We start from the raw sequence: 25,789 nt of genomic DNA, 5'->3' as shown, positions 1-25,789 counted from the left end.
AATCAGTGTGCTTGTTGAATGATTTCGGCGCGTAATTGAGCCCTTAAGGTTTTGCGGCTGATTTTTCCGGCAGCCGTCTCGCTAAACGCATCCACGAAAACTATTTGATCGGGTACTTTGAATTCAGCGATGCCGCGTTCACGTACCCATTTTTTCAGGTCTGCGGCCCGGGGCTTCTCGCCTTTGGGAATGATAAAAGCGCAGCTGCGTTCACCGAGATATTCATCTGGAATGGAAACCACAGCAGCATCAAAAACCTGGGGGTGTGACAACAGGTGATCTTCCACCTCTTCAGCTGAGATCTTTTCGCCGGCCCGGTTAATGTGATCGCCAGCGCGGCCTTGTACGATGAGATAACCGTTTTCGTTGAGCCTGACGATGTCTCCGGTACGGTAATAGCCGTCTTCGGTGAATGATCGCAGATTAGCCTGGGGGTTATTGTGGTACGCACGGATGGTGTAGGGGCCGCGCGTCAGCAAATGCCCGGATTCTCCCTTGGCTACGGGCACATCGTTATCATCCACAATAAGTAGCTCATCATCTGGGCTAATGGGACGGCCTTGCGTTTCGATGATGGTGTCAATGTCGTCTTCAAGCCGAGTGTAATTGACGAGACCTTCGGCCATTCCGAAGACCTGTTGCACAGTGACATTTAATACAGGCTTAACACGTTTGGCGACTTCTGGAATCAGTTTGGCTCCGCCAACCTGTATCACTTTCAGGCTGGAGATATCGTGATTGCTTTTGGGTGCTGCCTCTAGCCATAGCAAAAGAAGAGGAGGAACCAGGCTGGTGAAGCTAACCTGCTCTTTTTCGATTAATGCGAAGCAGGCCTCAGGGCTGGAAGAAGTACTAAGCACTACGCAGCCCCCGCGTATAGCGTTCCCATGAATCCAGGTGAGCTCATGGGGAAATTGTGCGCCATAGGCAACGCCCCCAGGAAGACGCTGTCGGCATCGACCCCACAGATGCGCGCACTTTCGCGCAGCGTGTAAATGTAGTCGTCGTGGGTGCGTGGAATAAGTTTTGAGGGCCCGGTACTGCCACCAGAAATCTGCAGAAAAGCGACATCTTGAGGTGATGATACCGAAGCAGGTGGAGCCTGATGTTCTGCAGGGTTTTGTTGTAGAGCATCGAAGGACTCAAACTCCTGGGCGTCACCAACAACGAAGGTTTTCTTTAGGGCAGGACAGCGCTTGGCGAGCTCGCGAGCGAGCTCACGGTAATCGAAACCAGCATCTACGTCTGTACAAAGGTAGGCATCAGCTTCACCCGTGCTGGCGAAGTGCTCGATTTCGGTTATGCGGTGTGCAGGTAACGCGTATATGGGGATCAGGCCAGCACGAAACAGCCCAAAGGCTGAGCTGAGAAACTCAGGAATGTTGGGCAAGTGAATAATCACGCGATCACCTGCCTTAAAGCCCGCGCGGATCAGATTTGCAGCCACGGCTGAAGCCCGCCGATCTAGCTCGCGGTATGTCCAGCGCGTATTGCCACCGACCACGGCAATGCGATCGGGATGCGTCTGGGCACGTTTGCTCAGGAACTCACCGAAGGTTTCGCCTTGCCAATAACCGGCTTGTTGATAACGTCTGACAAACTCGGGAGGCCAGACCTGTTGAATAGGAAAATCTTTCATCATGGTAATGAGAACTATTGCATAGAGTTAAGGGTTTGTCAGTTTACTTAGCGCATGTAGCTGCGTTAGATCGAGGGTTTGAGTCTGGAGTGTCGGCTCGCTGCCATAAATGGCAACCGCGCATGAGTAATGCTCGGGGCACTCCACCAACGCATAGGCGTATTTCTCTAGACTTAACTCGGCAGGACCGTTGAGTACATGGGTAAAACATGAACTCGGCTCACGCAGGACCACAGATTTCAGTTCAATGCGCAAGCCGATACCCTGGGCTTTAAGAAGGGCTTCTTTACAGACCCACAGGTTATAGAGCGATACCAGATCGCCAGCCCGCCATGGGTCGTTGGGGAAGTAATGAGTAATTATGCTTTGCAGCTCAATTTCTTGATGGGCCTCGATATCGACCCCTACCGGAGTCTGTGCAATGGCAATGGTAATTTGCCGATTCGAATGCGATAAGTTGATATGCCATACGGGTTGCACTGCCAATTGCGGAACGAATGGCTTACCGAAGGTATCATGCTCAAATTCAAGTGCCGCTGCTGACAGGGCCGTATGCGCCTGTAGCAACCAATAAGCGGTAGCGTAGGCTAACTGGCGAGCCTGTTGATCAGTGTCATGTCTTAATGCACGCACGCGTAACCAGTCTGCGTCTTTCAGGCAGTCAAAGTAATCGCTATCCAGACAGGAAAATAGCTGTGTATTAAGATGGTAGATGTGTATAGGACTCATGACACTGACTTGGATAATAATGGTCGATAGGCTGTAGACGGTAGGTGAAAATCTGGTGCGTATAGCTTGGCTGTCGGGAAATCGAGAGTAGCTGTAAGCGATGGCAAACAGTTAATTATTAGTAAATGTTAATCATTCTCATTCTAGTGCTTTTTGCTTATGAAAGCTAATTAGACTATTGGAACGTTGTGCGTTCTGAGAAATCATATATTGCATGCCGGGCTGAAAGATGAAGCATGGGCCCATGCGTTTGAGCAGCAAACAGTTGCAGGTCGGCAGAAAAATGCTGAGCTTCCTGTAATGCGGTCATAAACTTTCTGATTAGAGGAAGCGTGGGTGATCCGCCGGACCTGATCTGGCCAGGAGCTGCTGCTTTGGCATGCCATTGTTCGTTTTCCCCTGCCATTATCTGCAAGTACTTCGTTTCAAGCTGAGGGGGACTTGCTGACAAGCTCTGGAATCAGTGGCCAATGCCACCATAGCGCCGGGCTCGCTGCATAATAAAAGTCAAAAAGGGCGGGTTGGGTCAATAAGGCGTATAGGCAATACAAGCCACCATACGAATGTCCGAATATCCCTGTTTTCTGCTGCTCTACATTGAGCTCAGAGCGCAGATAGCCAATAACGCTGTTAGCCAGGAAGGCCGAAAAAGCATCAGCGCCACCGCATTGCCAGCTTGCTACCCGCGGGTCTACCTGTTCTCTACCAGGCGCTTTGGGACTGAAATCAAAAGCACGTTGGGCCGCTGTTTCTGCATGGCTGAGCCCGTAGCCTAAAGTAGCGATGTGGACTTGCTGTCTGTTGATAGCACTGGATATATGCTGGATGTCCGCCCCTAACCAGTCGCCATCCAGAAGTAAAAGCAGGGGGCGGGGTGGTCGCCAGCGACGGGCCAAATATGCAGTTGATGCGTTTGGCCCACTGGGTCAACAAGCGAGTGCTCGATAGGATCGGACATCATTTTTGATATTTTGCGTCTTAGGTCTTAGTTATCCTGGATATCCACCATGTATGTTCCTTTCAGAGGCACGGTGAGGAAGCGCTCATTGATCTCATTCAAGGTGTCGGCTGCGGAGACATCTTGGAAACGCTCCGGATGAATCCAGGAGGCCAGAGCCTCAATGAACACAACATGCAGCGGCGAATCATTAAATGCGTGCCAAATACCGTGAGCATTGCCGGCTTTCATGGCAGGCAGTGAGCTTAGTCGGTTAGCCGCAATGATGCGCTCAAGGCTGTTTTGAGCCTCCTCCGGACTCACATCGGTGCCGATGCGCAAACCTGCGTTGGCACGTTTGCCTGCACCTGTGCCCGTGGCCACATAAACCATTGGGTTGCTGCTGTATATGTATTCAAAATTCAGACGGCCGGTGACTGTTTTCAGCACATCACTGCCTATGTTGTGTCCACCCGCATAGCTGATCATGTCGTTGAAGGTGCCTGTTCCAGGCGAGTTGCAGCAGTCGGTACTGCCGGCATGGGCATGCAGGAGAACGGGCGGGCGGTCTTCAGCATCAAGATCGGCCAGGCGGTCTGCCACCCGCTGCATATGCGACTGGTATAAATCAATGAACGACTCGGTGCGTTCGTCTTGGCCAATGGCCGAGCCTAATGCACGCAGACTGGGTACCGTGTTCTGTAGAGGATCAACGAAGAAATCGATGATAATCACGGGTACGCCTGCAGCAGAAAAGTGTCGCAGCAAGACAGAGTCTTCAGGAGGCTGTCCCTTGGAAATGCCAGCAAAACTGGCAGTAAGTACCACCAGGTCGGGCCGTTGGGCCAATGCCTGCTCAACTGAAAAGCTATCGGCGGTATGGCGTGCCACAGTCGGCACATTGGCAATATCGGGAAAGCGCTGCAGGTAGTTTTGATACTCGTTAGAAAAGGACGTGCGGAACTCGTCCGACCACCCTGCCAAAATGCTGACAGGATCAGGATGCAGCAAAGCCAGAACGGGCAGGTGTCGAGCCTGAGCCAGCACAACGCGAGTAGCGGGCTTTTCAAGTGTGACAGATCTACCCAATGCGTCTACTACGGTCACAGGCTGTGCACTGGCGCTGAGCGCTAACACGCTGAATGCTGCTGCCCAAAGTAACGATAACAAACGGTTTTTCATGGTTCGGGTACCTAGGTGATGGGCGTGCGCAAGCCGTCGATCATGACTTGATTGCTGCCTTTGGAGCAGGGTTCTATACGGGCAATTACGCCATAGCCCTCTGCCAGTGAGTCGGCGGTAATGACGTCGTTCGGAGGGCCTTCGCCCAGTAGTTCGCCTTTCTTGATCAAAATAGCGTAGTCGCTGTGACGTAGCGCTACATTGAGGTCGTGCAACACTATCAGCGTGGTTAAACCATGCTGATAGGTTTCCTGGCGTAGTAAGTCCATGACATGAAACTGATAGTTCAAGTCAAGTGCCGACAAGGGTTCATCAAGCAGTAATAGCGTCGGACGGCGAATCAGCGCCTGGGCCAGACCCACCAACTGTTTTTGTCCGCCAGACAATTGATCGAGATAGTGCATAGCCAGGTGATCAATGCCCAGGCGTTTCAGGAGATCAAGAATCTGGGTGTCGTCGACCGCTTGCAAGCCAGGGGCGAGAGCCGAAGCTTTGGCGGCTACTAATACCGACTCAAATACCCGCAAATGAACAGAGGCAGGAAGTGATTGCGGGAGATAAACCACATGCTGTGCCCGCTGCTCGAAGTTGGTGTGATTTAGATTTTTTCCATCCAGAATGATCTCGCCATGCTTTAGCTTAAGCAGTCCGGCCAGGGCTTTAAGTAGCGTGGATTTGCCACTGCCATTGGGGCCCAGTAGTGAAATGACTTGTCCGCTTTGTAGTGGAAGCAGGCTGAGGTCATGAATAATGCGTAGCTTTCCGTAGGAAAGGCTGAGATTGTTGATTTCTAGCATAGCAGCTACTTACCCTGGCGGCGTAATACCACCATCAGGAAAAACGGCACCCCCACCAGCGAGGTCACAATACCAACCGGGATAATAATGCCCTGGGCAATGTTTTTTGATGCGATGGAGGCTAATGACAGAATCAGGGCGCCAATTAAGGCACTGCCAGGCAAATAGAAGCGGTGATCTTCCCCAAACAGACGACGCGCAATATGAGGGGCGATTAAGCCAATGAAGCTAATTGTGCCCACAAATGACACCGCAAGGGCGGCCAGCAGACTGATGCGCAATAAGGACGTAAGCCGCAGGCGTTGCACGTTAATGCCAAAGCTGAAGGCGCGATCTTCACCCAACCGAAGGGCGGTAAGCTTCCAGGAGTCGCGTATGGCCAGTGGCAAAATCAGCAGTACTGCCAGAAACATCGCTCCTACTTTGGGCCACGTGGCGCGGGAGAGACTACCCATTGTCCAGAAGATCAGGGATTGAAGGTCTTCGGCGCTGGCGACAAACTGCATCAATGACACTAGTGCATTGAATGAAAAGACCAGGGCAATACCAAACAGGACGAGACCGGAACTGCTCATAGAGCCCCAGCGAGCGACCGCATCAAGCAACAGGGCTGAGAACAAGGCAAACATGAAAGCATTCGCCGCTACCATCCAGGAGTGGGGCAGACCGGGTAATGACAGATCGAGAATAATAGCCAGAGATGCGCCAAAGGCAGCAGCCGACGAAATCCCCAAAGTAAAGGGGCTGGCCAGGGGTTATTCAGGATGGTCTGCATTTCTGCACCCGCCAGCCCCAGGCCCAGACCGATGGCCACTGCCATCATCGAGTAAGGAAGCCGTAGCTGCCATACAATGACGCTTGTAGTGCTTTGCTCGCCTGCAGGGTTCATCAGGGCCTGCCATAACTCTGACCAGCTTAGCGCCGACGGCCCCAGGGTAAAGTCAGCTAGAACAGAAAGTACGATGACAAACACTAAAGTCGCCATCAGCAACCAACGGTAACGCAAAAGCTCGTGATAGGGGGTGGCCGCAGAGCGAGTATGATCGGCAGAAAGCATTAAGAATTTAAATGAGAACCGTTTACAAAGATAAGAGTATAGTGGATTGATCTCTCAATTGTGCGCAAGAATAGAGTTTGGCTGTCATGAACCATGTACGTTTTACGCTTGAAGCCGCAGAGGGCAGCGTTTTCCATATTAACCTCGCATGGCCTCAGGCGGTGCCTCCCAAAGAGGGTTGGCCCGTTTCGTATATATTGGATGAGAAAGAGTTTTGGATGGCTTTGCGGGCGACGCAAGGTCAGACATCTGCCAATACAATTCCGCAGGATGCTGAGGGCATAGTGGTGGGCATAAGCGTTGCGAACGCGGCGCAGCGTCATTATGCCTACACGCCGCTTATCGACAGAACCTATGCAGCCACTCTGCAGCCCGAAGGCTCGGGGGGCTTTGGGTTTTTAGCCGATCTGCTTATCAACGAGATTGCGCCCACAATAGAGCAGGCTTTGCCGGTTAATCCTTTAAGACGGTCCTTATGCGGGCATTCACTGGCTGGCCTGTTCGTTAGTCACTACATGTTGACGGCGCCTATCAGCTTTAACCGCTATGTGATTTCAAGCCCTTCGGTCTGGTGGTCTGATTTCTATTTGCTTAATCATGCTTCACAATGCTTAAGCTTGCGTCGATTCCATCCGGGCGCGGAAGTCTATATAAGTGTTGGTCAGTACGAACAAGGCCTGGGGCCTGCAGATCAGGCGCTGCCGCAACAGCAGCAAATGCGTAATCAGCAGCGACGCCAGCAGCGCAGAATGGTTGACGGAGCCCGCGAGCTGGCTCATGCGCTGCGCGCTTATTCGTGTTTCAATCTTTACTTCGAAGTCGTAGCCGAGGCAGATCATGGCAACGCCTCGGCAACAGCATGGCGCCGCCTGTTTAGTTAGCGGGCAATACAGGCGGACCATAAAAAGGTAAAATACGAACTGCTGCCCCGTGATTGACATGTGGGCAGTTTTTTATGTCGAGTGTGGTGACTAGCGTTGCGGCACCGCCCCCATTTCTGAATGGGGTTTATCTGTATTTGGAGTCCACCATGTCTGGCCCTATGCTTTACGAGCGCACGGTTGCGCTGAATAAAACTGAACATCACGATTTGAAGATCAACATTCGCGATAATCATTACGAGTTCGCGCGTACGACCAATGCCATGCCATTGTCGATCAGCGAGTTCGCTGACGCCTCACGCAATTACCCTGTGGTTTTTATTCAAAGCGAAGAAAATCAGTTTCACGTGGTTGCGTTGATGGGGCTAGAGAACGCCTCTAACCTCTTCGTATCGCCGGAAGGCAGTTGGGATAAAGACGCCTATATTCCGGGTTTCGCAAGACGCTATCCTTTTATCTTGGGCACCACTGAAGATAAAAGCTCCCTCGCCGTCTATGTCGATGAAAGCTACTCTGGTCTGGGTAAAGATGATGGGTTGGCTTTCTTTGAAAACGGTGAAGAATCGGCCTACCTAAAACAGCTCATGGAATTTCTGCGTGCTTATCAAAATGAAATTTCGGTCAGCCAGAAATTTGCCAGCCGTCTATACAAGATGGGCTTGCTCGAGGCACGTTCTATTACGGTTACCCAAGACGGTGAAGATAAAGTGTTAAGCGGGTTTTGGGTTGTTAACGACGAAAAATTCGATAAGCTTGACGACAAAATGGTGGTTGAGCTGTTTCACAACGGGGCATTGGCCTTAATTGAACTGCATCGGGCGTCACTGGGAAATATCCAGAACCTGGCTCGTCGTGCAGAGCGCCTGACAACCAAATAAGAAGTCTGATTCTGGGCGGCTGTGTCCTGCCTCACAAAAAAGCCGTGCTAAAGGCCATGCCAAAGCATGGCTTTTTTGTTCTTGCTATACAAGAACGCGCCCAACAGCGAAAATGAACTCATGACAACTACCTCTGCCAATGCACGGTTTGTGCCTAAAAACATAATACCTACCCCGGAACAGCTGGCTATTCAGCTATCTCAGCGGCGGATTAGTTTGGTGCATGCCAATGCCGGTGCTGCCAAAACAACTACGTTAGCACTACGCATTGCGGAGGCCCTCGCACGGGGAATGGCGCCAGCCAAGATTCTGGCGTTGGTTTTCACCGATGAGGCCAGGCAAATCTTGCAGCAGCGTCTGCTTGAAATTGGTGTGGCCAGGCATCACTTGCGACAGATACGCATACGCAGCTTCGACGGTTTTGCTACAGAGATGTTAGCCAGCGCAGAAAGTGTCACAGTGCCTGTGTACACTCAGGCAGAAGAATTACGCCCTTACGTATTAGAAGCTATCGAGCGCGTCAGCCTGAAATATGCTCATCGCTACGAATACCTTGATATACGCACACACCATGTGGCTTTAAGCCAGTTTTTAGATTGTCAGCAACGCTTAAAGGCATCGATGAGCTTTGAGGATGATGACCTGGGTCTGAATGTTGAAGATGTGGCCATCAACGCCAAAGCTACGCTGACTGATTACTTAACTACCCTAGAATACGAAGCGCTTAGAAATGACAGTTACGAAGGGGTGGTATTCAGAGGCCCTTATGATGCTACCTACGATCTGGCGCAGTTACTGAGCTATGAAGCGCATTGGCATGATGCCTTGCCGACCTATCGTCTGGTGGTGGCCGATGAACTGCACGATCTGAATGAAGCTTCGTTCAGTATTTTGTGCGCACTGCTCGACAAAGGGGATGTTTACTTTGTAGGGGCAGGTGATAAAGATCAGGTTATTCATGGAGAGCTGGGAGCAGATGAGGCTTTTTTGCTCGATCGTTTTAAACAGCGTTATTCGCATGCCCGCTCGCTGCCTCTGACACAAACTTATCGTCACGGACCACATTTGGCATTCGCCGTTGAGCATTTTAAAAATAAACTGGTTAGTTCAGCCTTGCCTTTGCATACGCAGATTGATACTGCTTATTATGACCATGCAGATCTTGATGCCGGCGGCCTGGCCTGCCTGAAAGCGATCAAAGGCTGGACTGATGCTGGCAATACCCTGAGCGGGTGTACCGTATTGTTGCGCGACGAGCATCAGTCTGTCGCCGTCGAAAGCGCTTTGCTGACAGCACGAGTGCCTTATGTGGCTCAGGGCTTTACACCTTACTTGATGCGGCGTGAGATCGTGTTTATTCGGGGCCTGATGGCGTTGGCGCTGTCTGCACTGGCCGATGTGCCCTCACATGCGTTACGCCGCGAGATGGTGGGAGCCCTTGCATTCTTTGCCGAGCTGGATCTTTCCGACGATGATCTGGTCTTGGCGCAAAATGACATCGCCGAACACCCTGAAATGCTGGCCCTTTTTTACAGCGGACAAATTCTGCGCACAGCCCCTGCCTTGCCCGCTAAGCGGATGTCGCAAGCTCTGGAGTACTTACGAGTTAAGGCCGATGAAGGCTTGGCGCATGAAGTCTTGCACGAGGTCTGCAATATTTTAGACTTTTCTGCAGTGGCCCAACGCTTGTTTGTACATGAACATCAGGCACTGGTTATCAAGAAATCCATTGCAGGCTTTATTCGCGTAGCCGAGCAGAAACAGGTATCGGTAAGAAGCTTTTATGCCTGGCTTATTGAACTGGATCCCTCAGTCAAGGCCGAGAGCCCGCATGGTCAGGCAGTGCGTTTAGAGTGTGTTGCGAACTCCAAAGGCAAAGAATACCCTCACGTTATTCTTCCTTATTTGCACAAAGATGAGTTTCCTTTAAATACGGTCACCACACTAGAAGAGGAAAATCTGTTTTACGTGGCGGTGACGCGTACCCAGCAGCAACTAAGCCTGCTAGTGCCTAAAGATGAAGCGTGGCGGAGTCCTTTTGTTGCGCGCCTGGGCATCAATCAGACCTGGGACCGTTCGAATCAGGCCTTGGCCAGCAATCGCTTACGAGAGAAAGCCCAGCCTTATGTACAGGCCATGACGGGTTCAGGCCCTAGCCGCTTCAGGGTGCAAGAGCCCGCGCGCAGTGGCGAAAGAGTTGATCTTGTGGTGCCCTTTGCTGAAAAGGATGAAGCCAAGGCTCTTGGGGCGATGTGGGACCCAGGCATCAAACGTTGGTATGTACCAGCGGGAGTTGATGCGGCGGCCTTCGAAAGATGGCTGTCGTCTAAATAAGAAAGCTCAGCCATAGACATGGTTATATGGATAATGCGGCACACTGCGGCTTCAGAATTTAGTCGCCATGCGCGTGCTGGGCGAACTTAGCTCGACAGGAATAATATGCAGATTGCCATGGTGCACTCCTGTCTGGGAAGTGATCGCGTGGGCACATGCTTTTACCTCGTTGGCTCTGCCCCGCATAATAAGAGTTTCAAGGCAATTGTTGTGATCAAGGTGGACATGCTGAGAGGCCACCACGATGTCGTGATGGTTGTGCTGCATCTCGGTTAAGCGATTGGCTAGCTGACGGGCATGATGATCATATACATACGTTAACGTGCCCACACACCAGCTTGAGTCACTATCCTCCAGTTCAGCGTCGCCCAGTTCTTTGCGAACGAGATCGCGAAACGCTTCAGAACGATTTAAGTAACTCTTCTTTTTAACCAGTTCGTCAAAGGCATCGGCCAGTGCGTTGTCGACGGAAATTGTGAGGCGCCTCATGAGGGTCCTTTGGGGGAAATTAGAAGTTGTTAGCCGAAGCTCCGCTTATTTTATAAGGCTTTAGTTATTTTCGCTTCAGAAAGAACCGCAGGCATCTGGCAGAAGGCAGGCGTGTGGTCATTAATCGCTTGATTTGGCACGGGGCTATGCTATGCTATTTTCGTGTGATGAATTTTAAATTTATCATACTCACGTTCCTTTTTGCCAATCATTGGGCCCAGTAATACTGCTCAATATCCTGAATAAATCATATGAAAAAACTTGCATTTTTAGCCATTTTTGCCTCGTTGGGCTTGATCTCTACCGCACAGGCTCATGACGCCTGGCTTGCTCCTGCCGGTGACGCTTACGAAGTCGTTTATGGCCATGCTGGTCAGGTAGAAGCTTATGAGGTTGATAAAGTTAAGGCAGTCTCTGCGTGGAACTCAGAGGGCGACGAGCTGGCTATCAAACGTGCACACGTCAACGACACGGTTACCATTACCGTAGAGGGCGATCCGGCGATGATGACCCTCGTGTTTGACAACGGATACTGGAGTAAAGCCAAAGGCGGGAAGACAGTCAATCTTCCCAAAAGCCAGAATCCGGGGGCGGAAACATCCTCGCATCCGATAAAGTTTCATAAGAACATTCTACGCTGGAGCGAATTTGCTTCCACTGCTACGGGTGTACAGGCCGAGATTATTCCTTTAAGCGCTACGCAGCCCAAAGCGGGTGATATGTTTGCGGTGCAGGTGCTGTTCGAGGGTAAGCCTGCGGCAGGCTGGAAAATCGCTCTGAATGATGCTGAAGACAGCCAGCTGCTTACCGATGCTGATGGCAAAGCGGTTTTGTCCTTGACTGGGGGCGAGACATTTGTCTCTGCCGCTCACCGTTTTGAGGTCAGCGATGATCCGGAGACAGATGTGTATGCGGTTAATGTCAATCTTGTATTCACGACCATAAAGTAGCGCCATGTTGACCACTCTACAACGCGCATGTGGGTTGTTTTTAGGGTTGGCGGTACTGTTTAGTGGTCCCGCCCTGAGCCATGCGCTATTGGTCTCTGCCCACGCAGGGCAGGAGGCGATTAGCGGGCAGGCTTTTTATTCTGATGGTACGCCAGCAGCCGATGAGGCGGTGGAGCTGTTTTCCCCACCTGACAGCAAGCAGATACAGCTTTCTGTGCAAACCAATGGAAGCGGCAATTTTACTTTTAGCGACTTGTCCCCCGGATCGTATCGAGTTGTAGCTTACGGCATGGAAGGGCATCGCGCGCAAGCAGACATCTTGCTTCAGAACCCGCGCTCGGCCGATAACGGAACGATGCAAATCGATGCTGCGGATATTGCCTTGCTGAGGCAGGATATTGCCCGGCTTGAGGCCCGCATTCGCCTATCGGATATTGTTGGAGGGATTGGCTACATAGTCGGTTTGGCCGGCTTGTACTTATTTTATTTACGGCGTCGCAAGCCCTGACTTTACACAACGCGTATGCATTTATCTGAAGGTATTCTATCGGCTCCTGTGGTGCTTGCGACGCTGGGCGTGGCAGCACTGGCGACCGCCTGGAGTGTGCGTAACTTATCAGAGCAGGCAATACCGCTGGCCGCTATCTTAGGCTGTGTTTTTTTGCACTTGGCACGGTTCATATTCCCGTCGGGCCTGGAAGCGTTCATTTGCTGTTGAATGGTTTATTAGGTGTGTTGCTGGGCTGGTCTGCTATTCCCGTCATTGTCGTGGCGCTGATATTGCAAGCAGCCTTGTTTGGCTTTGGTGGCTTCGCGGTCTTGGGAGCCAATGTGCTGATCATGGGTTTGCCCGCGGTCGCGGCCTATTACTTTAGCGCTCATCTGCTATATCGACGCCCACTTGTAGCTGGGGTAATCGCTGCTTTCATTGGCGTCAGCGGGGCAGCTATTGTTGCCTCGGTCTTATTGTTTGCGAGCGGGGGCATGTTTTTACTCACGCTATCTACATGCTGCTTATCGTGCATGTGCCAGTTATGTTCATTGAAGCGGCCATTACGGCTCTGGCTTTGCAGGCCTTGCTGAAGCTCAGGCCTGAGCTGCTGCTGCGTTCGGCCTGATGGGTCTGGGTATAGCCGATTCTCGCTTGCGAATAGGCTTGGCTTTCGCGGGTAGCCTGGCGGTAGTTCTGGCGACAGATTTGCTTAGGGTGGCCATTGTGGCATTAGCGCTATTGCCCCTGTCTGTTTGGGTGTACCGAGATCAGCTCAAAACCTTGTTTAAACGCCTGCTTCCCGCAAATCTGTTGTTATTTTTTTTGTTTGCGTTTGTGGCCGTTGACTGGCGAGCCTGGCAGTGGGTCGAGCCAGGGTACTCCTTGGCTTTATTGGCGGTAGCCCGCGCCAATGCGGCTATGCTGCTATGTGCTGCCTGTCTGAAGGGGTTGAGTGCAGAGAGTATCGCCGGAGCAGTGGCCGACATCAGTCGATCTAAAAAGTTTGCGCTGCTCAGTTTTTTGATGGTGCGCTATCTGGCTGAGTTTCAGCAAAGCCGTGATCGTCTAGAACGTAGCCTTAGCGTGCGAGCCTTTGTAGCCAGACCGTCCAGGCATGTTTATAAAAGCTATGGCATCTTTTTTGCCCGCTTGCTGCTCGACGGGCTCGATCGCGCGACGTCGGTGTCGCGAGCCATGCAGGCACGATCTTATAACGGCATCTTTCTTTATCGACAAAAAAAGCGATTTTACGGCCTGATTGGTACCGTGTTTTTGCGGTGCTTCTGTTTATTTTGCTGACCTTGTGGCTGCCCTTATGACTCCAGCTTTAGTGGCTAAAAACTTATGTATTGATGTGTCGTTAAAGCCTTTGATTACAAGGCTTGATCTGTGCATTAATTCGACGCAACGGGTTGCATTGCGCGGCTCGTCAGGCATAGGAAAAAGCACGGTGCTTAACGCCCTGATGGGGTTTATTCCCTTTAAAGCCGATGCCCTGAGTATTTTGAATGTTGATGTCAGCCAAGGCGCTGGTTTTGAGGCCTTGCGTGGCCCAGTGGGTTTTATGTTCCAAAACCCGGACGATCAGCTGTTTTGTCCTACGGTTCTGGATGATGTGCGTTTTGGCCCGTTGAATCAAGGTTTGCTTCCTGAAGAAGCTACGTTTGTAGCTAGGGAGGTATTGAGCTCTTTGGGGATTAGTGATCTTGCTGATCGCTCGTGTGCTGTGCTGTCGGGTGGGCAGAAGCGCCTGGTTGCCTTGGCGGGGGTATTGGCGATGCGTCCGCAGCTATTATTGCTGGATGAGCCTACGGCCTCTTTGGATAAAAGATCGGCGCAACGGGTTCATGATGCCCTGCTGGCCTGCCAGTTACCTATGCTGTTCACCACTCATGATGATTTTTGTGAAAGGGCATTGGCCACCGATGTGGTTCGTCTAGACTCTTAAGCCGCTGATTTACGTCGCTCGGCGCCGCCCTTTGCAGACCCTGAAAGTCTGCAAAGGTATGCAAATTACTTATTGTGCATACATGGTTTTGGCGTCAGCAATACACTTGTCTTTGGCATCGCCGGACATAGCATCACATTTTTCCTTGGCTACCTTGTAATTAGCATCTCGTTTGTCCTCATTGGCGTCTTGCTTGGCTTCAGAGGCTTCCTTTCCTGCCTTTGCGTCTGCTTTGGCGTTATCACGAGTGGCTTTGGCTTGCTGCTCGCATACATCTTTGTCGTTGCCTTGCATGGGTTCGCAACGTTCCATGTCGGTTTGGTATTGGGCCCTGACAGCATCTTTGGAGTGAGCTGCATTTGCGAGCGCTTGTGATCCAAAGCCTGCGCCGAACAAGGCAATGCACGCGCTTGCTGTGGCGAGTTTTTTATTGAGCTTCATCATAGTGATCACTTCCTTGATTAACGAATTAGGTAAAAAGAAATTACGTTGGCACCTATGGTCTTTTATCCCGGATAGCGTCTTTGGTCTGCCCCATTTTCCGCTGAGCCGTACCGGTGGTTTTTTCGACCTTGCCCTTGACCTCAGTTACCGGGTCGTCAGTAACCTTGCCTACCGCTTCCTTAACGCTGCCTTTAACTTCTTTTACCGCACCTTTGATTCGGTCTTTGTCCATGATGACGTCTCCACGAGGTTGTGCATCGGTTGGACGTTAACTGGCACACCCTAAGTGGTGGCAGCTAACGTAATTTCATACTACCCAGTTTGGGCTTTGATAAGTGAGAGGAATACGCTTAGTTCGTAACCTTGTATATGAGCGTCGTAGGGAAAAGCCTCGGCTTGGTAGTGTTTACTTACTCTTCAGCTCCAAGCCCAAGCCGATGCCTGCAGGCGCTATAATCTGCGCCACGCTGCTATTCGCGGCTTTTTGACTCGCAATCTATGCCTACCCACTCAGTCGCCGTTATTGGTGCCGGCCCTGCAGGATTAATGGCCGCTGAAACGCTTGCTAACGCCGGTTTTCAAGTTGACGTCTTCGATGCCATGCCATCAGTGGGGCGTAAGTTCCTTCTCGCCGGGCGAGGCGGCTTAAATCTCACTCATAGCGAAGAATCTGCACGTTTTTTATCCCGCTATGGCGAACATGAGACCCAGGTTGCTGCCTGGTTAGGGGCGTTCAGTGCGCAGGAATTGCGCCAGTGGACGCACGATTTAGGTATAGAGACCTTTGTTGGAAGTTCGGGGCGCGTGTTTCCTAAAGAAATGAAAGCCGCTCCATTGCTGAGGACATGGCTGCAGCGCCTGCGTGCCAGCGGCGTGCGTATTCATTCCCGACATCGCTGGACTGGCTGGAATAGTCAGGAGCTGTGCTTTGAAACGCCTCAGGGTATGTATCACCACCAAGCTTCAGCGACGCTATTGGCAATGGGTGGGGCTAGCTGGCCTCGCCTTGGGTCCGATGGACGCTGGTTGACACCCCTTAAAGAGAAGGGCGTCTCGGTAGCCCCGCTACTGCCGGCAAACTGCGGCTTTTTATATGATTGGTCACCTTACTTTAGCCAACGATTTGCAGGGCAACCACTGAAATCCGTCGCCATGGCGCCTGAAGGCCTCCCGTTTAAGCGAGGCGAAGGCTTGATTACCGAAACCGGCATAGAGGGCAGCCTGGTCTACGCTTGGTCATCACTCCTGCGTGACCGTTTGCTCGCCAATGGAAGTGCAACCCTGCACATAGACTTGCTTCCTGACCGCACGCCAGAACAAATCTATCAGATCGTTGCTATGCCGCGAGGCAGCCGTTCATGGGCCAGCCACCTTGATAATCGATTGCGTTTAAAAGGCGTGAAAATGGCGTTGTTACGCGAGTGTGCTGATGCCAGCGTCTTTGAGAACGCCAGCGCTCTTAGCTCAATAATCAAAAAGCTGCCATTGACCTTATCCGGCATCAAGCCTATAGCTGAGGCTATCAGCAGCGCAGGAGGAGTACGCTTCCAGAGCATTGACGAGAAGCTGATGCTGAAGGCTCTCCCAGGCGTATTTTGTGCCGGTGAAATGATTGATTGGGAAGCGCCAACAGGCGGCTATCTGTTGACGGCCTGCTTTGCCAGCGGAAAAGTAGCCGCGATGGGGGTCGAGCAATGGTTGAAATAGGGGGCAGGCTGGGGGCTGACGGCGCTTATGTGGGCCTAGAATTTGCCTGAATGCATCAACAGAGACGAGGGTGGGTTGGATAGCACCGTGAGTGGCCTGACGTCTATCGGGTGATTGTCTACTTTGGCTTATACAACGAGAACCCTCGCATTGTCGTTTTTCCATAGAGCCCTAAAGACTTAGAGCCGGAGCATTTTATGTATCGACGAGCGGTAGCTCGTAGGGTTGTCCATGGTTTTTTATTTCGGCAGACCGTATACTCTGTTTGTATAAGGACGTTACACAGCCGTCCTGTTTATTGCGATATTTCAAGTTTCACTCACCCGGAGGGCGCCATGGTCAAGATGAACCGGCGACAATTCTTTAAGGTGACAGGTACAACATTGGCAAGCTCAAGCTTGGCGTTGCTGGGCGTGGCGCCCACTCCGGCCATGGCTGAAGTTCGCCAGTACAAGTTGGCGCGTATGAAAGAAACGCGCAACACCTGTCCGTACTGTTCCGTGGCCTGTGGCGTACTTATGTACAGTCTTGGCGACGGCGCAAAAAATGCGCATCCGCGTATCATGCACATCGAGGGCGATCCAGATCACCCGGTAAACCGAGGGACGCTCTGTCCGAAAGGCGCTGGCCTGATGGATTTCATCAACAGCCCCAATCGCCTCAAGTACCCCGAATACCGTGCGCCTGGCTCAGACAAGTGGGAGCGTATCTCTTGGGATACAGCCCTTACCCGCATTGCCCGTCTGATGAAAGACGATCGGGATGCCAACTTTATCGAGCGTAACGATAAAGGCGAAACCGTTAACCGCTGGCTCACAACTGGCATGCTGGCAGCCTCTGCCAGTTCCAACGAAGTTGCTTACGTCACTCATAAAGTATTCCGTAGCATGGGCGCTCTGGCGTTCGATAATCAAGCCCGTGTCTGACACGGCCCGACGGTGGCAGGTCTTGCCCCGACGTTTGGCCGAGGTGCGATGACGAACCATTGGGTCGACATCAAAAACGCGGATGTAATACTGATTATGGGCGGTAATGCTGCCGAGGCTCACCCTTGCGGGTTTAAATGGGTCACTGAAGCAAAGGCGAATAACAAGGCTAGGCTGATCGTTGTCGATCCGCGTTTTACGCGCTCGGCTTCTGTTGCCGATTATTACGCTCCCATCAGAACAGGAACGGACATCATCTTCTTGGGTGGGGTCATACGCTACCTGCTGAAAAACGATAAAATTCAGCACGAATACGTGCGCAATTACACTGACCTTTCTTTTATTGTTCGAGAAGACTTCGACTTCGAAGATGGTCTCTACACGGGTTACAACGAAGAAACTCGTACCTACGATCAGTCCAGCTGGGAATACGAGCTTGGCGAAGACGGTTACGTCAAAACCGATCGCAGCCTTCAGCACCCCCGTTCGGTCTATCAGTTGCTTAAGCACCATTACGAGCGCTATACGCCCGAGATGGTTGAGAACGTTTGCGGTACTCCGCGAGACAAGTTCCTGAAAGTCTGTGAGATGCTGGCCTCTACGGCTAGCAAAGACCGCGCAGGCACAATCCTGTATGCACTGGGCTGGACTCAACACTCCATTGGTTCGCAAATCATCCGCACAGGCGCGATGGTGCAGTTGCTGCTGGGTAATATTGGTATTCCAGGCGGCGGCATGAACGCGTTGCGTGGTCACTCCAATATTCAGGGGCTAACCGACTTGGGGTTGATGTCCAACCTTTTGCCGGGCTATTTGACTCTGCCTAAAGACTCTGAGCAGTCGTACGATGGCTACATCAATAATCGTACTCAGCTTCCAATGCGCGAGAACCAGCTGAGTTATTGGAGCAATTACAACAAGTTCCACGTCAGCCTGATGAAAGCGTGGTGGGGTGACGCCGCTCAGGAGCATAACAATTGGGCTTATGATTACCTGCCCAAGATGGATAAAAGCTACGACATGTTGCAGGCTTACGAGCTGATGCATCAAGGCAAGATGACGGGTTATATCTGTCAAGGCTTCAACCCCTTGGCCGCCGCGCCTTATAAAGCCAAGCTGCTAGAGTCCTTCTCAAAGCTTAAGTTCATGATCATCATGGATCCTCTCGTTACCGAGACTTCCGAGTTCTGGCGTAACGCGGGTGAACATAACGACGTAGACTCCTCGCAGATTCAAACTGAAGTCTTTCGTTTGCCCACCACCTGTTTCGCTGAGGAAGAAGGCACGCTGGTTAGCTCTGGTCGCTGGTTGCAATGGCACTGGAAAGGTGCCGAGCCACCAGGCGAGGCCAAGAGCGATATCGAGATCATGGCGCGGATTTATCAGCGCATACGTGAGCTCTACGTCGAGGAAGGGGTACCTATCCCGGTCCTATCGTCGATCTCGCCTGGCCCTACAGCACACCTCACGACCCAAGCGCCGAAGAGTTGGCCAAGGAAATGAACGGGTACGCTTATGTGGCCATGACTGATCCCGCCGATCCGTCTAAAACGCTGCGTAAGAAAGGTGAGCAGCTGTCTAGCTTCGGCGAGCTACGCGCCGACGGAACAACCACGAGTGGCTGCTGGATCTACACGGGCAGCTGGACGTCTGATGGTAACCAGATGGCTCGCCGCGATAACAGCGATCCTACCGGAATAGGCCAGACATTAAGCTGGGCCTGGGCCTGGCCTGCCAACCGTCGTATCTTGTATAACCGGGCCTCTTGTGACTTAGAGGGACAGCCCTTCGATCCGAGCCGTAGCCTCATCAATTGGGATGGCGGGTCTTGGGTGGGTGCCGACGTACCTGACTTTAAGGTGGATGAAAATCCTGCCGGCGGTATGGGGCCTTTCATTATGAATCCCGAAGGGGTGGCCAGGTTCTTTGCCCGCAAAGGGCTGGTAGAAGGCCCGTTCCCGGTTCATTACGAGCCTTTCGAGACCCCGGTGGGCTACAACCCGCTGTATCCCGATAACAAGCTGGCGATCAGCAACCCTGCAGCTCGTATTTTTGATCGAGATCTGGCCTCTATGGGTACAGTCGAAAACTTCCCGTATGTGGGTACAACGTATCGACTCACCGAGCACTTCCATTACTGGACTAAACACGTCAGGCTCAATGCTATTCTGCAGCCTGAGCAGTTTGTCGAAATTGGTGATGCGCTGGCAGCTGAGCTGGGTATCGCTCAGGGTGATCGTATCAAAGTGTCATCTAACCGAGGCTATATCAAGGCAGTGGCTGTCGTTACCAAGCGTATTAAAGCGCTGACGGTCGAAGGTAAAACTGTGCACCAGGTCGGCATCCCCATTCACTGGGGGTTTGTCGGACTGGCCAAGCCGGGCTTCCTGGCCAACACATTGACTCCACCAGTGGGGGATGGCAACACGAACACGCCCGAGTTCAAGTCATTCCTGGTCAATGTCGAGAAAGCATAGGAGCATAAACCATGGCACTGCAATCATTAGATATTAAACGAATCTCTGCCACCACCACGCCGCCACCCAGTGTGCGCGAAGAGGTGGTGGGGGAGGCGTCGCCAAGTTAATCGACACGACCAAATGTATAGGGTGCAAGGCGTGTCAGGTTGCTTGTATGGAATGGAACGACCTGCGTGATGACATTGGTACGAACGTGGGGGTGTACGACAACCCCAACGATCTGACCGATAAGTCATGGACCGTCATGAGGTTTTCAGAATATGAAGACTCCGAGGGCGATCTCGAATGGCTGATCCGCAAGGACGGCTGTATGCACTGCGAAGATCCAGGCTGCCTCAAAGCCTGTCCTGCGCCGGGCGCCATCATTCAGTACAACAACGGTATTGTCGACTTCCATGAAGAGAACTGCATAGGCTGCGGCTACTGCATTACCGGTTGCCCCTTCGATGTCCCGCGTATCTCCAAGAAGGACAACAAGGCGTATAAGTGCACCTTGTGTTCTGATCGGGTGGCGGTTGGGCAAGAGCCTGCCTGTGTCAAGACCTGTCCAACGGGTGCCATTGTTTTTGGTACCAAGGAAGACATGATCAAGCACGCCGATGACCGTATCGTCGATCTCAACTCTCGTGGTTTTGACAACGCGGGGCTGTACGATCCGGCTGGCGTAGGTGGCACACACGTCATGTACGTGCTGCATCACGCAGACAAGCCAGGGCTGTATAACGATCTGCCCGAAGATCCCAAAATCAGCCCGATGGTTGGTCTTTGGAAGGGTATCAGCAAACCGCTGGGGGCCGCTGCGATGGGCTTGGCGGTGCTGACAGGCTTCTTCCATTATATTCGTCGCGGTCCTAACGAGACGGACGAGGAAGACGAACGTAAAGCCGAGGAGAATACTGATGCATGAGGTTAAAAAACCCAAGCTGATTCAGCGTTATACCGCAGGTGAACGTACTAACCACTGGATCATTGCTATTACGTTTGTATTGCTGACAGTATCAGGTCTGGCTTTGTTTCATCCAGCCTTTTATTGGCTTAGCAACTTGCTGGGTGGCGGCGTGTGGACTCGTATCCTTCATCCCTTTATCGGGGTGTTGATGTTTCTGTGCTTCGCTGTTTTCGCTGCGCGTCTGTTCAGGCATAACCTTTTTCGCCGTGAAGACGTCGAATGGTTAAAGCACGCAAAAGACGTCCTGGACAACAACGAGGACAAGATCCCTGAAGCTGGCCGTTATAACGGTGGGCAGAAGCTGCTGTTCTTTGTGTTGATCGTGCTTATGCTGGGGCTGTTGTTAACCGGTGTAGTGATGTGGCGATCGTACTTTGCATTTTTCTTCCCTATCTGGGCGGTACGCCTGGCTTCGGTGCTGCATGCGCTCTTTGCATTTTTAATGATTTGCGCGATCATAGTGCATATCTATGCAGGGATATGGGTCAAGGGTTCGGTGCGAGCCATGACTCGCGGCACGGTAACACCTGGCTGGGCGTGGAAGCACCACCGGGGGTGGCTGCGTCAATTGCGCGGCGGTACACCCCTCGTAAGTAAGTGCCTCTTGGCTCTTTACTGACATGGCTGTCCCGGGTACGGGACAGCCTTATTTTTCTGGAGAAACTGCTTTGCAGCGAATTCTTGCACGCGGCGAAATAGAAAGCCTCGATCACACTAGTATCTTGCGCTTGCGCCAACCGGTGCGGTCTTCCGTTTTTGCGGATCGGGCGGCACGTTTGCGTCAGTTGGCGCAAGATAATCCCTTGTCTGACTATTTACTCTTGATGGCTGATCTGGTTGACGGCCAAAACCAGGCGCTTAAGCACTGCGATGTTCCTGGTCCCACCGCAGAGCGTATTGATCAGGCGCAGACACACGGTATGCCTCCTCTGCAGGCTATGGGCTGGCGGCGCGACTCAAGCTGGCGCAGCATACTTGCCAGCTTGCTCGATCATATGCTGGCAAGTGAAGGCGTTCCGCCTCAAGCAGTTCAAACCGTAGAAGCATTGAAGAGTACCCTTGAGAGCGATCCTAACGGCATTGAAGCTCAAGCAGATGCGATTCTGGCCGAGAGTGAATTTGGTGTGGATGCGGCAACGGCCCCTTTCATCATGGCAGCGCTGCAAGTGTACTGGACCTGCCTGGCGGCCGATTTCAAAGAAAGTGATATGCCGGTGGTCAGTCCTAAAGGGGTGTGTCCGCTGTGTGGCAGTTTGCCCGTAGCCAGTGTGGTCAGGGTGGGCGGTCAGGCCGAGGGCAATCGTTATCTTTGCTGCTCGTTATGCGCTGCCGAATGGCATCTGGTGCGTGTTACCTGCTCGCACTGTGATGACACTAAAGAAATCTCCTATCACTCCATTGAAGACGGTCCTGAAGGGATAAAGGCTGAGTCCTGCGATCATTGCCATACCTATAGAAAGATTTTCTATCAGGAGAAAGCGCTGGGTGCTGACGCGGTAGCTGATGACCTTGCCAGCCTCATGCTGGATGTCCTGATGGGGGAGGCGGGCTATAGCCGTGCCAGCGGTAATCCATTGCTGTGGCAGCCGGTACAGTCTGAGCCATGACAGTCAGGCAGGTTGTAGAAAGCGCAGATGTCACGGCCAAGGTAGGCGATATTCCTTCACTTGAGCGGCTGTTGGGATCCGAGGCCGCGCTAATACTGGCAGTGGAGGTAGGCCGTAGTCGTCTTGCGAAGGCCTTACGACAGCTGCTAGACGAAATACGTCCAAAGGCGTTGAAAGGCGAGGTGCTTGTCAGCACCATGGAGCCTGGTGCGTTGCTGGCGCAGGTGCAGAAACGCCTGGCCCAGCAAGACCAGCCCCGTTTGCGCGCGGTCTATAACCTCACTGGTACTGTCTTGCACACGAATCTGGGTCGGGCACTCTTGCCCGACCAGGCTGTTCAAGCTGTAGTGCAGGCATTGTCTGCTCCTGCCAATCTTGAGTTTGACCTGCAAACCGGGCATCGGGGTGACCGTGACGATCTGATCGAAGAGCTTTTGTGTGAATTGACCGGGGCCGAGGCCGCCACCGTCGTCAACAATAATGCTGCAGCAGTCCTGCTGAAGCTGAATGCCCTGGCTAACCGGCGTGAGGTTGTCGTATCGCGTGGCGAACTGGTGGAAATCGGAGGCTCGTTCCGTATTCCCGACATTATGCAGCGTGCCGGTGCGCGTCTGGTCGAAGTGGGTACCACCAACCGGACGCATCCTGCTGATTACGAAAATGCGCTGGGCGCACGCTCGGCTATGCTCATGAAAGTTCATTGCAGCAATTACGCCGTGACCGGCTTCACACGTAGCGTGAGTGTGGCTGAGGTTTCTGAAATTGCCCGGCGCCATGGCTTGCCTAGCGCTGTGGATTTGGGTAGTGGTACCTTGGTCGATCTTACTCAGTGGGGATTGCCCAAAGAAGACACCGTACGCGAGACCATAGAAGCCGGAGCTGATATTGTCACTTTCAGTGGCGATAAGTTGCTGGGAGGCCCCCAGGCGGGGTTAATAGTGGGCCGCGCCGATCTGATCCGAAAAATCAAAAAGAACCCGTTGAAGCGGGCATTGCGTGTGGGGAAGCTGACGCTGGCTGCGCTGGAGCCGGTATTGGCCCTCTATAGGTCACCCGAGTTGCTGCCCGAAAGGCTTACTACCTTAAGGCTGCTGACCCGGCCCCAGGCGCAGATGCAGTTGCAGGCAGAGCGGTTGCAAGAGGTACTGCAAGCTGCCGTAGGCGAGGCTTATACAGTGCATACTGCAGCGATGTTCAGCCAGATAGGCAGTGGCGCGTTGCCAGTGGATCAGCTTCCTAGTTACGGACTGGTGGTGCGGCATGCTGGATCAGGTCGATCTGGCCGGGCTTTAAAAAAGCTTGAGGACGGATTGCGTCAATTGCCAAGGCCGGTGGTGGGACGTATTACCCACGACGCGTTCTGGCTGGATCTGCGCTGCCTGGAAGAGACTGACGAAGCTGCTTTTACTCAACAGTTACATGAGTGGGTTGCATGATTATCGGTACGGCTGGACATATTGATCACGGAAAGACCACGCTGGTGCAAGCCTTGACGGGTGTGGACACCGATAGGCTCAAGGAAGAAAAAACGCGTGGAATTTCCATTGAGCTCGGCTACGCTTACACCCCGCTGGAAAATGGGGATATTCTTGGCTTTATTGATGTGCCAGGCCATGAGCGCCTGATTCACACCATGACGGCAGGAGCCAGTGGCATTGATTTCGGCTTGCTCGTGGTGGCGGCTGACGACGGTGTGATGCCTCAAACGCGTGAGCACCTGGCTATTTTGTCGATGCTGGGCGTGGGCCAGGGGGCGGTGGCGATTACCAAAGCTGACCGGGTTGATGAGTCGCGGTTGCACGAGGTGCAACTTGAGGTTGCTCAACTGGTTGCGGGCACCTTTTGCAAGAGATGCCGGCCTTTTTTGTCAGTGCAGCCATACCAGACGACACAGGCCTGGAGACTTTACGATTACATTTGCACGCTGCAGCGCAGGCAATGCACGCTCGTAGTGCAGACGGACTGTTCAGATTGGCAGTAGATCGGGCCTTTACCCTGAAAGGTCACGGTACCGTGGTTACGGGGACGGTCCATGATGGCATATTGCCGCTGAATGATGACGCTATTGATTTACGCCTGATGCCAGGTGGGCAGAAGCTGCGGGTGCGTAGCATCCATGCACAGAACCAGCCTGCCCAAGAGGCGCGTGCCGGGCAGCGTTGCGCATTGAACCTTGGCGGGGCAGAAAAGGATGCCATTGCCAGGGGGACTGGGTTGCTGATGCCCGATGTTTCCTGCCGTCGCGTAATGTCGATGCGCAGTTACGGCTGTTGCCCGAAGCCGGAGGGGCGGTTCGTACCTGGAGCCCCTTGCACATACATCTGGGCGCATCACATTACCTTGCGCATGCGGTGCCACTGTCAAAGGCTTCGTTGGCTGCCGGCGACGAAGGGTGGGTGCAATTGGTGTTCGACCAGCCGGTCTGCGCCATGTCGGGCGATCGCTATATTATTCGCGATGCACAAGCACGGCATACGATAGGTGGCGGCGTCGTGCTGGACCCCAATGCGCCGCAACGCAAGCGTCGCTCGCCTGCGCGGCTGGCATGGTTAGACGCCATCTCAGAGCTGCATGCAGGCGGAACGGTATTGAGCTTGCTGCAACAGGCTCCGTGGGGGCTGGATGAACCCCATGCCATGCGCCTTATGAGCCGCACCTTAGATGACCTTACACTCCCTGAAGGCGCATTATGGGTATCTGCACGTGGTGCTCAGGCTCCTCGTGTTTTGATTTTGCGGTCTCAGTGGAGCGTGTTGACGGCTCAGGTTTTGCAAACCATGCAGTCCTTTCATCAAAACTGGCCGGATGAGCCAGGAGTGAACGCGGCCCGCTTGCGGCGAATGGCGTTGCCTACGGCGCCGGACGCGTTGTGGGAGGCTCTGTGTGACGAGCTGATAGCCACCGCTACGTTGTCGCGTAACGGTCCCTGGCTGCATATACCCGGCCACGCGGTCACATTGACTGCTCAGGAAACCGAGCTGGCCGAACGCTTGCTTCCACTTATTCATGAAGGTGAATTCAATCCTCCATGGACACGAGATCTGGCCAGCCAGCTAAACGAATCCGAGGATCTGGTCCGGCATGTTCTGCTTAAGCTACTGCGGGGGGAGCTATATCAGATTGTGCGCGATTTGTTCTATCATCGCGAGCAGGTGATTAGGCTGGCTGGACAGATTGAGTCTTTAAGCGGAACCGAAGGGGTCAGTGCGAGTGAGTTTCGTGATTGCATTGGGCTGGGGCGCAAACGCAGCATTCAGATACTCGAGTTTTTCAATCGCTCCGGATATACGCGTCGGCTACGCGATCGCCATGTGGTGCGCAAAGGTGGCGCAGACATCTGGCAACGGCTATCATAGTCTCTT

21 protein-coding genes and 5 pseudogenes are annotated in these 25,789 nt (G+C 52.9%); 16 read left to right on the top strand and 10 right to left on the bottom strand.

From position 1 onward, the window contains the following. Positions 1-2: 2 nt before the first annotated feature. The 7 genes and pseudogenes from L1889_RS18870 to L1889_RS13485 form a co-directional block, all read right to left on the bottom strand. Positions 3-860: an AMP-binding protein gene (locus L1889_RS18870; RefSeq protein ID WP_308217643.1), complete on the bottom strand. Its 858-nt coding sequence runs from the start codon at positions 858-860 to the stop codon at positions 3-5. Beyond that, positions 860-1,642: an AMP-binding protein gene (locus tag L1889_RS18865; RefSeq protein ID WP_308217642.1), complete on the bottom strand. Its 783-nt coding sequence runs from the start codon at positions 1,640-1,642 to the stop codon at positions 860-862. The genes L1889_RS18870 and L1889_RS18865 overlap by 1 nt, the downstream gene beginning before the upstream one ends. A 24-nt stretch (positions 1,643-1,666) precedes the next feature. Further along, positions 1,667-2,368 (bottom strand): 4'-phosphopantetheinyl transferase family protein, encoded by a 702-nt coding sequence (locus tag L1889_RS13505; protein WP_238665537.1) that lies wholly within the window; start codon positions 2,366-2,368, stop codon positions 1,667-1,669. A 425-nt stretch (positions 2,369-2,793) separates the two neighbouring features. Further along, positions 2,794-3,264, bottom strand: a complete 471-nt coding sequence (locus tag L1889_RS13500) for an alpha/beta hydrolase-fold protein (RefSeq protein ID WP_238665536.1) — start codon at positions 3,262-3,264, stop codon at positions 2,794-2,796. A gap of 89 nt (positions 3,265-3,353) precedes the next feature. After that, complete coding sequence (locus tag L1889_RS13495) at positions 3,354-4,487, bottom strand: ABC transporter substrate-binding protein (RefSeq protein ID WP_238665535.1); 1,134 nt, start codon at positions 4,485-4,487, stop codon at positions 3,354-3,356. A gap of 11 nt (positions 4,488-4,498) precedes the next feature. Then, positions 4,499-5,284: an ABC transporter ATP-binding protein gene (locus tag L1889_RS13490; protein WP_238665534.1), complete on the bottom strand. Its 786-nt coding sequence runs from the start codon at positions 5,282-5,284 to the stop codon at positions 4,499-4,501. Positions 5,285-5,289: 5 nt separating this feature from the next. Beyond that, positions 5,290-6,341: pseudogene (locus L1889_RS13485) on the bottom strand (FecCD family ABC transporter permease). 86 nt (positions 6,342-6,427) lie between these two features. On the opposite strand from L1889_RS13485, the gene L1889_RS13480 reads away from it, so the two are divergent. The 3 genes from L1889_RS13480 to L1889_RS13470 all read left to right on the top strand — a co-directional run bounded on the left by L1889_RS13480 (position 6,428) and on the right by L1889_RS13470 (position 10,434). Then, positions 6,428-7,222 (top strand): alpha/beta hydrolase, encoded by a 795-nt coding sequence (locus L1889_RS13480; protein WP_238665533.1) that lies wholly within the window; start codon positions 6,428-6,430, stop codon positions 7,220-7,222. A 149-nt stretch (positions 7,223-7,371) separates the two neighbouring features. Next, on the top strand, positions 7,372-8,100 hold the full coding sequence (locus tag L1889_RS13475; protein ID WP_238665532.1) for a SapC family protein: 729 nt from the start codon (positions 7,372-7,374) through the stop codon (positions 8,098-8,100). A 120-nt stretch (positions 8,101-8,220) separates the two neighbouring features. After that, positions 8,221-10,434, top strand: a complete 2,214-nt coding sequence (locus L1889_RS13470) for a DUF5710 domain-containing protein (protein ID WP_238665531.1) — start codon at positions 8,221-8,223, stop codon at positions 10,432-10,434. Between the two features lie 51 nt (positions 10,435-10,485). Here L1889_RS13470 and nikR read toward each other — a convergent pair whose 3' ends face one another. Beyond that, the gene (gene nikR / locus L1889_RS13465; protein WP_238665530.1) at positions 10,486-10,923 is read right to left on the bottom strand and encodes a nickel-responsive transcriptional regulator NikR; all 438 of its coding nucleotides are present in this window, start codon (positions 10,921-10,923) and stop codon (positions 10,486-10,488) included. Between the two features lie 251 nt (positions 10,924-11,174). Between nikR and L1889_RS13460 the strand changes: the two genes are divergently transcribed. The 6 genes and pseudogenes from L1889_RS13460 to L1889_RS13435 all read left to right on the top strand — a co-directional run bounded on the left by L1889_RS13460 (position 11,175) and on the right by L1889_RS13435 (position 14,314). After that, entirely contained in the window at positions 11,175-11,873 is a 699-nt protein-coding gene (locus L1889_RS13460) for a DUF4198 domain-containing protein (RefSeq protein WP_238665529.1), read from the top strand. A gap of 4 nt (positions 11,874-11,877) precedes the next feature. Further along, complete coding sequence (locus tag L1889_RS13455) at positions 11,878-12,381, top strand: NikL family nickel/cobalt ECF transporter subunit (protein WP_238665528.1); 504 nt, start codon at positions 11,878-11,880, stop codon at positions 12,379-12,381. 15 nt (positions 12,382-12,396) lie between these two features. Then, positions 12,397-12,800, top strand: a pseudogene (locus tag L1889_RS19255) (energy-coupling factor ABC transporter permease); the annotation flags it as partial. An 80-nt stretch (positions 12,801-12,880) separates the two neighbouring features. Further along, positions 12,881-12,991: an energy-coupling factor ABC transporter permease gene (locus tag L1889_RS19250; RefSeq protein ID WP_372871606.1), complete on the top strand. Its 111-nt coding sequence runs from the start codon at positions 12,881-12,883 to the stop codon at positions 12,989-12,991. Next, positions 12,991-13,665 (top strand): CbiQ family ECF transporter T component, encoded by a 675-nt coding sequence (locus tag L1889_RS13440; protein WP_238665525.1) that lies wholly within the window; start codon positions 12,991-12,993, stop codon positions 13,663-13,665. Before L1889_RS19250 ends, L1889_RS13440 begins: the two co-directional genes overlap by 1 nt. Positions 13,666-13,681: 16 nt before the next feature. After that, a complete protein-coding gene (locus L1889_RS13435; protein ID WP_238665524.1) occupies positions 13,682-14,314 on the top strand; it encodes an energy-coupling factor ABC transporter ATP-binding protein in 633 nt (210 codons plus the stop codon). A gap of 69 nt (positions 14,315-14,383) precedes the next feature. Here L1889_RS13435 and L1889_RS13430 read toward each other — a convergent pair whose 3' ends face one another. Both L1889_RS13430 and L1889_RS13425 read right to left on the bottom strand, forming a co-directional pair. After that, positions 14,384-14,758 (bottom strand): hypothetical protein, encoded by a 375-nt coding sequence (locus L1889_RS13430; protein ID WP_372871604.1) that lies wholly within the window; start codon positions 14,756-14,758, stop codon positions 14,384-14,386. Positions 14,759-14,810: 52 nt separating this feature from the next. Next, the gene (locus tag L1889_RS13425) at positions 14,811-14,990 is read right to left on the bottom strand and encodes a CsbD family protein (protein ID WP_238665523.1); all 180 of its coding nucleotides are present in this window, start codon (positions 14,988-14,990) and stop codon (positions 14,811-14,813) included. A gap of 266 nt (positions 14,991-15,256) precedes the next feature. Between L1889_RS13425 and L1889_RS13420 the strand changes: the two genes are divergently transcribed. The 7 genes and pseudogenes from L1889_RS13420 (at position 15,257) to selB (ending at position 25,783) form a co-directional block, all read left to right on the top strand. Then, the gene (locus tag L1889_RS13420; RefSeq protein WP_238665522.1) at positions 15,257-16,465 is read left to right on the top strand and encodes a TIGR03862 family flavoprotein; all 1,209 of its coding nucleotides are present in this window, start codon (positions 15,257-15,259) and stop codon (positions 16,463-16,465) included. Between the two features lie 335 nt (positions 16,466-16,800). Continuing rightward, positions 16,801-19,868, top strand: a pseudogene (fdnG, locus tag L1889_RS13415) (formate dehydrogenase-N subunit alpha). Positions 19,869-19,879: 11 nt separating this feature from the next. Next, positions 19,880-20,778: pseudogene (gene fdxH, locus L1889_RS13410) on the top strand (formate dehydrogenase subunit beta). Then, positions 20,771-21,439, top strand: a complete 669-nt coding sequence (locus L1889_RS13405; RefSeq protein ID WP_238665521.1) for a formate dehydrogenase subunit gamma — start codon at positions 20,771-20,773, stop codon at positions 21,437-21,439. The pseudogene fdxH and the gene L1889_RS13405 overlap by 8 nt, the downstream one beginning before the upstream one ends. 49 nt (positions 21,440-21,488) lie before the next feature. Further along, positions 21,489-22,427, top strand: a complete 939-nt coding sequence (gene fdhE / locus L1889_RS13400) for a formate dehydrogenase accessory protein FdhE (protein WP_238665520.1) — start codon at positions 21,489-21,491, stop codon at positions 22,425-22,427. Next, complete coding sequence (gene selA, locus L1889_RS13395) at positions 22,424-23,863, top strand: L-seryl-tRNA(Sec) selenium transferase (protein WP_238665519.1); 1,440 nt, start codon at positions 22,424-22,426, stop codon at positions 23,861-23,863. The genes fdhE and selA overlap by 4 nt, the downstream gene beginning before the upstream one ends. Continuing rightward, positions 23,860-25,783 (top strand): annotated as a pseudogene (gene selB, locus L1889_RS13390) (selenocysteine-specific translation elongation factor). The gene selA and the pseudogene selB overlap by 4 nt, the downstream one beginning before the upstream one ends. Positions 25,784-25,789 lie beyond the last annotated feature (6 nt).

Origin of the sequence: Paenalcaligenes niemegkensis (assembly GCF_022230885.1) — a bacterium.
Taxonomy (GTDB): Bacteria; Pseudomonadota; Gammaproteobacteria; order Burkholderiales; family Burkholderiaceae_B; genus Paenalcaligenes; species Paenalcaligenes niemegkensis.
Note: the sequence above shows the minus strand (reverse complement) of the source record. Positions and strands in the feature narration are given on the sequence as shown.